Annotated in this window: 10 protein-coding genes; 4 read left to right on the plus strand and 6 right to left on the minus strand. The window is 71.8% G+C overall.

Annotation, left to right across the window (positions count from 1 at the left end):
- Positions 1 to 4,082 (minus strand): ATP-dependent helicase (locus tag C1J01_RS41550; protein WP_438943181.1); only part of this gene is annotated, 4,082 nt, incomplete at its 3' end.
- A 76-nt stretch (positions 4,083 to 4,158) separates the two neighbouring features.
- On the opposite strand from C1J01_RS41550, the gene C1J01_RS41555 reads away from it, so the two are divergent.
- Positions 4,159 to 4,647: a VOC family protein gene (locus C1J01_RS41555; RefSeq protein WP_111184543.1), complete on the plus strand. Its 489-nt coding sequence runs from the start codon at positions 4,159 to 4,161 to the stop codon at positions 4,645 to 4,647.
- 1 nt (position 4,648) lies between these two features.
- Here C1J01_RS41555 and C1J01_RS49345 read toward each other — a convergent pair whose 3' ends face one another.
- Positions 4,649 to 4,843 carry a hypothetical protein gene (locus C1J01_RS49345; protein ID WP_146615911.1) on the minus strand — a complete coding sequence of 65 codons (195 nt, stop codon included), beginning with the start codon at positions 4,841 to 4,843 and terminating at the stop codon, positions 4,649 to 4,651.
- Between the two features lie 43 nt (positions 4,844 to 4,886).
- Here C1J01_RS49345 and C1J01_RS41560 point away from each other — a divergent pair, with 43 nt between their 5' ends.
- On the plus strand, positions 4,887 to 5,081 hold the full coding sequence (locus tag C1J01_RS41560) for a DUF3046 domain-containing protein (RefSeq protein ID WP_111184544.1): 195 nt from the start codon (positions 4,887 to 4,889) through the stop codon (positions 5,079 to 5,081).
- 50 nt (positions 5,082 to 5,131) lie between these two features.
- On the opposite strand, the gene C1J01_RS41565 is transcribed toward C1J01_RS41560, so the two are convergent.
- The 3 genes from C1J01_RS41565 to C1J01_RS41575 form a co-directional block, all read right to left on the minus strand.
- Complete coding sequence (locus C1J01_RS41565; RefSeq protein ID WP_111184545.1) at positions 5,132 to 5,407, minus strand: hypothetical protein; 276 nt, start codon at positions 5,405 to 5,407, stop codon at positions 5,132 to 5,134.
- Positions 5,408 to 5,556: 149 nt separating this feature from the next.
- Positions 5,557 to 5,934: an alpha/beta fold hydrolase gene (locus tag C1J01_RS41570; protein WP_146615912.1), complete on the minus strand. Its 378-nt coding sequence runs from the start codon at positions 5,932 to 5,934 to the stop codon at positions 5,557 to 5,559.
- A 206-nt stretch (positions 5,935 to 6,140) separates the two neighbouring features.
- On the minus strand, positions 6,141 to 6,281 hold the full coding sequence (locus tag C1J01_RS41575) for an alpha/beta fold hydrolase (RefSeq protein ID WP_111184547.1): 141 nt from the start codon (positions 6,279 to 6,281) through the stop codon (positions 6,141 to 6,143).
- Positions 6,282 to 6,571: 290 nt separating this feature from the next.
- Here C1J01_RS41575 and recA point away from each other — a divergent pair, with 290 nt between their 5' ends.
- Positions 6,572 to 7,666, plus strand: a complete 1,095-nt coding sequence (recA, locus tag C1J01_RS41580; RefSeq protein ID WP_111184548.1) for a recombinase RecA — start codon at positions 6,572 to 6,574, stop codon at positions 7,664 to 7,666.
- 1,391 nt (positions 7,667 to 9,057) lie between these two features.
- Positions 9,058 to 9,534 carry a regulatory protein RecX gene (locus C1J01_RS41585; RefSeq protein ID WP_328589734.1) on the plus strand — a complete coding sequence of 159 codons (477 nt, stop codon included), beginning with the start codon at positions 9,058 to 9,060 and terminating at the stop codon, positions 9,532 to 9,534.
- Positions 9,535 to 9,600: 66 nt separating this feature from the next.
- Here the strand turns inward: C1J01_RS41585 and C1J01_RS41590 are convergent, their stop codons facing one another.
- Positions 9,601 to 9,858, minus strand: a complete 258-nt coding sequence (locus C1J01_RS41590; protein ID WP_111184550.1) for a hypothetical protein — start codon at positions 9,856 to 9,858, stop codon at positions 9,601 to 9,603.
- Positions 9,859 to 10,280: the final 422 nt, after the last annotated feature.

A 10,280-nucleotide genomic window follows, 5' to 3' on the forward strand; every position in this document is an offset into this window, starting at 1 on the left:
CCCCCAAGCCCCTCCACGAAGTAGCCCCGGCGGCACCGCCCGCTCTCCTCGTACGCCCGCAACACCTGATAGACGGGCGTGAACCCGCCGGGCAGCCGTTCGGAGGTCACCGACCCCCTGGTCACCACGCCGTGCCGTTCGAGCAGGACCTCAGCCTGGGCGTGCGCCCGCTGGGTGGCGTCGGCGGCCGGCCCCGGCAGCAGCCACCACCGCCCCGCCACGGTCGGCGGCCCGCTCCGGCTCGGCAGCACCGCCCGGCGCCGCCGCGTCACGGGCGGCCGATGGGCGGGCCGCCCGGTGCCGAGCGTCGCCCGCAGCGGCGCCAGCGTGTCGCCCGACACCCGGCCCGCCCACACGAGGTCCCACAACGCGGCCACCAGCGTCGCGTCGTCCACCGAGCCGACCTGGTCGGAGATCCCACGGAAGAACAACGCGCCGCCCCCGCCCAGCAGCTCCAGGACGTGTTCGTGCACCGGCGTCATCGTGATCTCGGCCGGCTCCGGCATCAGCAGCGGCGCGGTGTCGGCGAAGTAGAGCGACACCCAGCCGTCGCCGCCGGGCAGCGACCCCTGCCCCACCCACATCACGTCACCCGACGACGTCAGCTCGTCGAGCAGCGCGGCATCGTAGCCGGGCACCCGCGAGGGCAGCACCAGCGTCTCCAGCGCCGAGGCGGGCACCGCCGCCCCCTGGAGCTGCTCGATGGAGCGCACCAGCGCGTCCATGGCCCGCGCCGACCCGATCGTGCCCCGAGCCGCAGAGCCCCGTTCAGAACCGGTGATGCCATGCCAGGCCGGCAGGAAGCGGGCCAGCGTCTCGGGGGCGACCGGCTCGACCTCCTTGCGGAGCCGCGCCAGCGACCGGCGGCGCAACATCCGCAGCACACCCGCGTCGCACCACTCCTCGCCCCGCCCTCCGGGCCGGAACTCGCCGCTGACGACCCTCCCGGTCGCGGCCAGCCGCCGCAGCGCGTCGGTCACCACGGCCACTCCCAGCCCGAACCGCGCGGCGGCCGTCGTCGCGTGGAACGGCCCGCGGGTGCGGGCGTGCCGTGCCACGAGGTCGGCCAGCGGATCGGCCACCGGCTCCAGGAACGCGTGCGGCACCCCCACGGGCGGCGGCACGCCGAGCGCGTCGCGCATGCGGGCGGTGTCCTCGATCGCCGCCCACTGCTCCTCGCCCGCGATGCGCACCCGGATCGCCCGCCGCGCCCGCTCCAGCTCCTCCAGCCAGGCCGGATCGCCCCCGCGTACGCTCACGTCGGGCGCCAGCAGCGGCCCGTGCGAACGCAGCAGGTCGGCGAGGTCCTCCAGGTCGCGCAGCGGCCGGTCGAGCCGGGCCAGCTCACGCTCGCTGTCGGAGATCACGTCGGGGTCGAGCAGCTCGCGCAGGTCTGCCTGGCCGAGCAGCTCGGCCAGCAGCGAGGTGTCGAGCGCGAGGGCCTGCGCGCGGCGTTCGGCCAGCGGGGCGTCGCCCTCGTACATGAACGCACCCACGTAGTGGAACAGCAGCGAGGCCGCGAACGGCGAGGCCTGCGACGTCTCCACCTCCACCACCCGCACCCGGCGCGCGGCGACGTCGCGCATGAGCTGCACCAGCCCGGGGACGTCGAAGACGTCCTGCAGGCACTCCCGCATCGTCTCCAGCACGATCGGGAACGACGCGTACTGCGAGGCCACGCCCAGCAGGTGGGCGGCCCGCTGCCGCTGCTGCCACAGCGGGCTGCGCCGGCCGGGCGTGCGGCGCGGCAGCAGCAGCGCCCGCCCCGCGCACTCGCGGAACCGGGAGGCGAACATGGCCGACCCGCCCAGTTCCTCGGTGACGATCTGCTCGATCTCCTCGGCGTCGAACGCGGCCACGTCGGTCGGCGGCTCCGCCAGCGTGTCGGGGATGCGCAGCACGATGCCGTCGTCGGAGTGGACGGCCTGCACGTCGACGCCGTAACGCTCGCGCAGCCGCCGGTTGATCGCGAGGGCCCACGGGGCGTGCACCCGCGCCCCATAGGGCGAGTGGATCACCACCCGCCAGTCGCCCAGCTCGTCGTGGAAGCGCTCGACCAGCAGCGTGCGGTCATCGGGGACGTAGCCGGTGGCCTCACGCTGCTCACGCAGGTAGGCCAGCAGGTTGCCGGCGGCGAACTCGTCGAGCCCGGCCGCCCGCATGCGTTCGGTGGAGCCCTGCTTGGCCTGCTCGCGCAGGAACTGGCCGATCGCCCGGCCCAGCTCGGCGGGCCGGCCCGGCGCGTCGCCGTGCCAGAACGGCAGCTTGCCCGGCTGCCCCGGCGCGGGGGAGACCAGCACCCGGTCGGCCGTGATGTCCTCGATCCGCCAGGACGTCGCGCCCAGCACGAACACGTCGCCCACGCGCGATTCGTAGACCATCTCCTCGTCGAGCTCGCCCACCCGGGAGGCCCGCTCGCCGACCAGGAACACGCCGAACAGGCCCCGGTCGGGGATCGTGCCGCCGTTGGTGACCGCGAGGCGCTGCGCGCCCGGCCGCCCGCGCAGGGCGCCGGTGACGCGGTCCCACACGATGCGCGGGCGCAGCTCGGCGAACTCCTCACTCGGATAGCGCCCGGCCAGCATGTCGAGCGTGGCCTCCAGTGCGCTCCTCGGCAGCGTGGCGTAGGGGGCGGCGCGCTTGACCACGGACTCCAGCTCGTCGACCGTCCACTCGTCGAGCGCGGTCATCGCGACGATCTGCTGGGCAAGCACGTCGAGCGGATTACGCGGATAGCGCAGCTCCTCGATCATGCCGCTCTTCATGCGCTCGGCCACCACGGCCGTCTGCACCAGATCGCCCCGGTATTTGGGGAAGATGACGCCCTTCGACACCGCGCCCACCTGGTGACCGGCGCGGCCGATGCGCTGCAGCCCGCTCGCCACGCTCGGCGGCGCCTCCACGCACGCGACCAGATCGACCGCGCCCATGTCGATGCCCAGCTCCAGGCTGGAGGTGGCGACCACGGCGGGCAGGCGGCCCGACTTGAGCGCCTCCTCGATCTGCGCCCGCTCCTCCTTCGACACCGAGCCGTGGTGGGCCCGGACGATCTCGGTCACCGCGCCCTTGCTCGCCCCCGCCTGCGCCATCATCTCGGCGGGCGTGCGCTTGGGCCCCGTCTCCCAGATCGACAGGTCGACGGCCTCGCCGCCCTGCCCCCGGTCGTACGCCAGCTCGTTGAGCCGGGTGCACAGCCGCTCGGCCAGCCGCCGCGAGTTGGCGAAGACGATCGTGGAACTGTGGGCCTCGATCAGGTCGAACAGCCGGTCTTCGACATGGGGCCAGATCGACCGGTTGGCGGGATCGGGCGCGAACTCCTCGCCCTCCTCCCGCGGCCGGGACTCCATCTCCGTCATGTCCTCGACCGGGACGACGACCTCGACCTCGATCTGCTTGTCGGACGGCGGCTGCACCACGGTCGCCGGCCGCGCCCCGCCCAGGAACGCCGCCACCTCGCTCACCGGCCGCACGGTCGCCGACAACCCCACCCGCTGGGCCGGCCGGTCGAGCAGCGCGTCGAGCCGCTCCAGGCTGAGGGCCAGGTGGGCGCCGCGCTTGGTGGCCGCGACCGCGTGCACCTCGTCGACGATCACCGTCTCGACCGTGCGCAACGCCTCGCGCGCCTGGCTGGTGAGCAGCAGGAACAGCGACTCGGGAGTGGTGATGAGGATGTCGGACGGCTTGGCCGCGAACCGCCTGCGGTCCTCTGCGGGAGTGTCTCCCGAGCGGATCGCCACCGAGATCTCCGGCACCGGCAGCCCCAGCCGCCGCGCGGTCTGCTTCAGACCGGCGAGCGGCGCGCGCAGGTTGCGCTCGACGTCGACCGCCAGCGCCTTGAGCGGCGAGACGTAGAGCACGCGCGCGCCCTTGCGCTCGCGGTCGGGGGTCGCGCCCGCCAGCCGGTCGAGCGACCACAGGAACGCCGCCAGCGTCTTGCCCGACCCCGTCGGCGCCACGACCAGGGTGTTGTCGCCGCGCGCGATCGACGCCCACGCGCCCTCCTGGGCGGCCGTCGGCGCACGGAACGCTCCGGCGAACCATTGCCTGGTCACCTGGCTGAAGTGGTCTAGCGAGCTCACCAGGCCATACTGCCTCGCGCCACCGACAGAAAACGCCGGCCCGTGGTTGAGGAGGTGCCTTCGCGGACATACAGCGACCGTGACCATCGACCACGCGGCCATCGACGCCCGCCGTACCGAGATCAGACAGCGCTACCTGTTACCGCACCGGCCGCCGAGCAGCGCCCGCGGCCTCCACCACGTGGCCCTGCTCTCCTCGGACGTGGAGCGGACCGTCAAGTTCTATCAGGAACTCCTGGAGTTCCCGCTCACCGAGATCATCGAGAACCGCGACTACCAGGGCTCGACCCACTTCTTCTTCGACATCGGCAACGGCAACCTGCTGGCGTTCTTCGACTTCCCCGGCCTCGACCTGGGCCCGTACCGCGAAGTGCTGGGCGGTCTGCACCACATCGCGATCTCGGTCGACCCCGCGACGTGGGAACGGCTGCGCGGGAAGCTGGAGATGGCCGGCGTGCCGCACCAGATAGAGAGCGGCGCCTCCATTTACTTCAAGGACCCCGACGGCGCCCGGCTGGAGCTGCTCGCCGACCATCTCGGTGAGATGTACGGCGCCCGCGTGCTGTGAACTAGCGCCGTGACGGCCTGCGGGTGCGCGGCCTGCCCGCGCGGGGTTGCTGCCTGATGCCCGCGTGCCGCTCGGCACGCTCGGCCTTGTCCTTCTGCACGGCGATGCGCAGCAGGTGCGCTAACCGGCGGCGCCTGGCTCTGTTGGCCTTCGTCGCGGCGGTTTTCGGGGGTGAAGACTTGGGGGTCTTTGGCATGCGGATGTCCTACCCACCCTCCAGGCGCTCCCATACTTGAGTGATGCGCCTGACCGAGTTCTGGAGAAGGATGAACGCCCACTTCGGCGAGACGTACGCCGAGTCGTGGGCGCGCGACTACGTGCTCGCTCCGCTGGGCGGCCGCACGGTCGTGCAGGCGCTGGCCGACGGCGAGAGCGCCAAGACGGTGTGGCGCGCGGTCTGCCAGGTCGAGGACGTCTCGCCCAAATTGCGCTAGTCGGACGGGGCTGATCAGTCGGACGGTGCTGATCAGTCTGACGGTGCTGATCAGTCTGACGGGGCCAGGTCGAGGACGCGGCGGAGCGTGGCGGCCGTGCGTTCGGGGTCGTCGGCGCTGTCCTGGCCGTCCGGTGACCACAGGAACTGCCACCCGCGGCTTGACGGGGTGGCGAAGATGATCGTCTGGCGGCCCGTGCGCGGGTGCCAGACCCACAACACCGGATCCTCGCCACCGACCATGCGGCCGACCAGTCCGTGATCGGGCAGCAACTCGGCGAGGGCCTCCAGCCGTACGCGCCGTTCCCCGGTGTAACCGCTCGTCACGTCGCCGCCTCCAACCCTCGCCGCTGCAGAGAGTCTCCCCAGCTCACGTCGCGCGAGAACACGCGCGGCGGCACGGGAACCAGGCGGGCCGGGTCAGACGGGCCGGGTCAGACGGGCCGGGTCAGACAGGCCGGGTCAGACGGGCCGGATCAGACGGGGACGAGCTCGCCGGGCAGCGGCTCGCCCATGACCCTGGCCCTGATCATGGCCGTGAACAGCTCCGGCTTCTCCCCGTTCCAGCCGTGGCCCACCCCGGGGGCCAGGCGCGCCTCGCCGGACGGGAACGCGGCCGCGATGTCCGCCGGCGAACCCTTGGTCAGATCGTGTTCGTTCTCACCGGCCACGGCCAGGACCGGACACGAGCAGTCTCCGCTCCGTGCGGGCAGCCGGAACCCGGGGGCCTCGTCGTTGACCTTTCTGAACGCCTGCCGGTTCGTGGTCCGGGCGGCGTCCTGATAACCGTCGAGATCCTCCGCCGGCACGTTGAGCGCACGGGCGTTGGCCCGCAGCACCGGGCCCAGCTTCATGACCGGCGAGCGCCCCCATGAGCCGGAGCCGGCCCGGGTGCGGGAACGGCCGTACGTTCACCCCGCTCACGATCGCGCCGATCACCGTCTCGCAGTGGGCGGCGGCCAGGTGCACGGCCACGTACCCGCCCAGGGGGAGCCCCACGACGTGCGCCCTTCCGCCCGGCGCCAGCGTGGTGACCACCTCCGCGATCAGGCGGGCGGTATCAGGACGTCGAGCGCCACGGCAGCGCGTTCCTCTTCCCGTGCCCCGGCAGGTCGGGCACCAGGACGCGCAGGTCCGTGGCCAAGGCGTCGGCCTGCCTGGTCCACGTCCAGCCGGTGGTGCCCACGCCGTGCAGGAGAATGACCGCCGGTGCGCTTCAGGGCCTGCCTCGTCGACGAAGATCGTCATACCGGCATGCCGGCACACCGGCAGGGCGCTCGCCATCGTCCGCGTGGACTGCCGTCGTCGCCGCGCGGGACGGCACATTCGTCAACGCGGTGCGGCAGCTGCGTGTTCGTGCTGTGATCGAACAGTCGTTCGGCTACGATGGACGACGCCGGGCCACGTCTTCCCTGACTGCGGCAGAAAATGTCGGTGGCAGGCCATAGCTTTCACTCGACTGATCGGACCACGACCCTCAGGGGGAGTTCCATGGCAATCAACGACCGCGAGAAGGCCCTCGAGACCGCGCTCGCCCAGATCGAGCGGCAGTTCGGCAAGGGCTCTGTCATGAGGCTGGGCGACGACGCCCGAGCTCCCATCGAGGTGATCCCCACGGGGTCGATCTCGCTCGACGTCGCCCTCGGCATCGGCGGGCTCCCACGCGGGCGCATCGTGGAGATCTACGGCCCCGAGTCCTCGGGTAAGACCACGATCGCGCTGCACGCGGTGGCCAACGCCCAGCGGGCCGGCGGCATCGCGGCGTTCATCGACGCCGAGCACGCCCTCGACCCCGAATACGCCAAGAAGCTGGGGGTCGACACCGACGCCCTGCTGGTCTCCCAGCCCGACACCGGCGAGCAGGCGCTCGAGATCGCCGACATGCTGATCAGGTCCGGCGCCGTCGACATCATCGTCATCGACTCGGTGGCCGCGCTGGTGCCCAAGGCCGAGATCGAGGGGGAGATGGGCGACAGCCACGTCGGTCTCCAGGCCCGCCTCATGTCCCAGGCCCTGCGCAAGGTCGCCGGCGCCCTCAACAGCACCGGCACCACCGCGATCTTCATCAACCAGCTCCGCGAGAAGATCGGCGTCATGTTCGGCAGCCCCGAGACCACGACCGGTGGTAAGGCGCTGAAGTTCTACGCCTCCGTCCGGATGGACATCCGCCGCATCGAGACCCTCAAGGACGGCACGGAGGCGGTCGGCAACCGCACCAGGGTCAAGGTCGTCAAGAACAAGATGGCCCCGCCCTTCCGCGTCGCCGACTTCGACATCCTCTACGGCGTGGGCATCTCCCGCGAGGGCGGCCTCATCGACATGGGTGTGGAGCACGGCTTCGTCCGCAAGTCCGGCGCCTGGTACACGTACGAGGGCGAGCAGCTCGGTCAGGGCAAGGAGAACGCCCGCAACTTCCTGAAGAACCACCCCGACATGGCCAACGAGATCGAGAAGAAGATCAAGGACAAGCTGGGCGTGGGCCCGCGCCTCGACGCCCCCGCCGAGGCCGTCGCCCCGGCCCCTGCTCCGGCCGCCGCCTCGTCCGGCCGCGGCTCGAAGTCCACCCCGAAGCCGGGTGACGTCTGATCGCCTGACGCATGAGCAACACCGATCGCCCACAGGCGCCCCACCTCCCCGACCGGGGCGCCCGGCTCCCCTCATCGGGCTCGTCAGGCAGGCGCGACCTGGCCCGCTCATCCGCCGACGGCTGGCCATCGGTGGACGAGTGGCGCGAACAACGCATCCGCCTGCGCGCCGAAGCGTCCGCCATCGAAGAGACGGCCGCTGCCTCTGACGAGGAGTCCTCCGTCCCCGCATCGGCGGAGGGGATCGCCGCTGGGGCCTCCGAGGAGTCGTACGGGGCGGGTGGCGCCGTCTCGGCGGAAACCGGGTCATCCCGGGGAGAGGACGAGCTCTTTCCAGAACGTCCTGTCGTACGACCCGCTGCCGCGGAATCGGTAGAGAGCGGCACCCGTGCCGAAGCGGCGACCGAGGGCGGGGACGCGGCGGCGACGGGCGGGTCCGCTGGGCGCGCTTTCGCCGAGGGCCGCGCAGCCGCGCGTCCGGGGAGTGAGTGGCACTCCGAGGTTCTGGCCGGGAGCAGCTGGTTCGCCGCCGACCAGGGTGACGGCAAGGGTGACGCCGATCATGACGTCGAGGCGCGGGGGTCGGGTGCAGGCCGGCGATCCGGGGGATACGGCAGACGGTCAGGGCGATCCGGCGGCAGGCGCGGCGGGCAGCGTGCACGTGAGCGCGGCCGTTCTTTCGGCGAGGGCGCTGCGGAGAGCACCACGGGCTGGGACGCCGGCGTCCGGCCGACCGGCACTGAGGCCGGGCCTGACGGACATGTCGGTGGCACGACGGCGGACGAGTGGGGTTTCGGCCCGGCGACCGGAGGCGAGAACACTCCCGGTGGGCCGCCCTATGGGGCTAGGCGGCGAAAGCCGATGGGCGATGAAGCCGCCGCCGATGTGGGGCACACGGCGGACGGCTGGTCCACTGCTGCAGACCCTTCACCGGTTGATGGCTGGTCCACCGCTGCAGACACCTCTCCAGCTGATGGCTGGTCCGCTGCCGCGGAGTCCTCTCCTGCTGAGGGCCGAGCCACAGATGAGGATGGGTTTTCGCGGAGGAGGTCGTCCAGGAATCAGGGGCGGTCTTCGGGTGACGGCTGGTCCTCCGGGGGTCAGGGGTTGTCTTCGGGTGACGGGTGGGCGCCCGGGGAGGAGCCTTCGGCTGGGAGACGGTCGAAGCGGCGAGGGCGGTCCTCCGGTGCGGGGACGTCTGTGGGCGAGGGTGGCTTTTCGGCTGGGTGGTCTGGGGAGTCTTCCGGCGAGGAAGGGTCCGCAGGCGGGGATGAGTTTCCGGCTGGGAGGCGGTCCAGGCGGCGGCGGTCCTCCGGCGAAGGATGGTCCTCGGGTGAGAAGGGGACCGCGGACAGGTCGTCTGGCTCCGGGGGTGAGGCGGATCCTGAGGCCGTGGCACGGAACATCTGCCTGCGGCTGCTGACGATGGCGCCCAAGACGCGTGCCCAGCTCGCCGAGGCACTGCGTAAGAGGGACGTGCCGGAGGAGGCCGCAGAGGCGGTGCTCAGCCGGTTCTCGGAGCTCGGGCTGATCAACGACGAGGCGTTCGCGGCGGCCTGGGTCGACTCCCGGCATCACGGCCGCGGGCTGGCCAAGCGCGCATTGGCGGCTGAACTGCGCCATCGGGGGGTCGACAGCGAGACCGTCAGTGAGGCGGTGGAGCGGCTCGACCCCGACCAGGAGGCCGAGACGGCCCGGCGGTTGGTCGAACGCAAGCTCGCCGCCACCCGTTCCCTCGACCCGAAGACCCGTACGCGTCGGCTTGCGGGCATGCTCGCCCGTAAGGGGTATTCGTCCGGGCTGGCCTTCCGCGTCATCAGGGAGGCGTTGGAGCAGGAGGGCATCGAGATGGAGGAAGACCTCCCGTAACGAGAGCGTCGTTGACGTTGCCTGGCCATTCTCGTTGGCCTGGAGCAGCGGCCTCGACGACGATGCTCAGAGCTTGTGCGGTTCGTCGTCAGGGTCGGCGAGTTCGGCAGCGACTCGGAAGTCGATGCGGATGTCCCGGTAGCTGACGTTCGTCGTCACCTCATCCGGGAGGTTCGTTCGGTCGCTGGCCGAGACTGACTCGCCCCTGGGTTGTGTGACCCGGTGGACGGTCACGTCGGGGCGCTCGTCGAAGCGGAGCTCCGTTGCCTTGGCTGAGGCGCTGATCTCGACGTCGGGCGTCTCGGAGCGGTCAGGTTTCGTCATGATGCTCGCCTCTCCGTGTGCCGGTCGATGGCGTCGCCCGGGGTGCGGGCGATCGGCGAGGTGCAGGGGAGGCTCGCCGTTCGGGGTGTTCTTCGCCGGCCCGGGGCCTCCGGGTGCTCGTCCTGTCGGAACTGTCGGTGTCGGGCCGGGTGCGCCTGGCGGGCCGTGCGGACTCTTCACTGGTGGGCTCGCGTGCCTGCCTGCCTTCAGCGGACTTGGTGGCCGGCTTCGGCTTGCCAGGTTCGTCGGCGTCCTTCCGTTCGCCGGACTCGTCGGCAGTTCGTGGCTTGCGCGGCCGGGTGGTACTCCGAGGCTCGCCGGGTTCTGTCGGCTCTCGGTGCTCGGCAGGTACCCGCCGCTTGGCGCGCTCGCCGGTGGCGCTTCTCCTGGGGTGCTCGCTTGGTTCGCTCTCCTTGGAGGGC

The organism is Nonomuraea aridisoli (genome assembly GCF_003236395.1).
GTDB lineage: Bacteria > Actinomycetota > Actinomycetes > Streptosporangiales > Streptosporangiaceae > Nonomuraea > Nonomuraea aridisoli.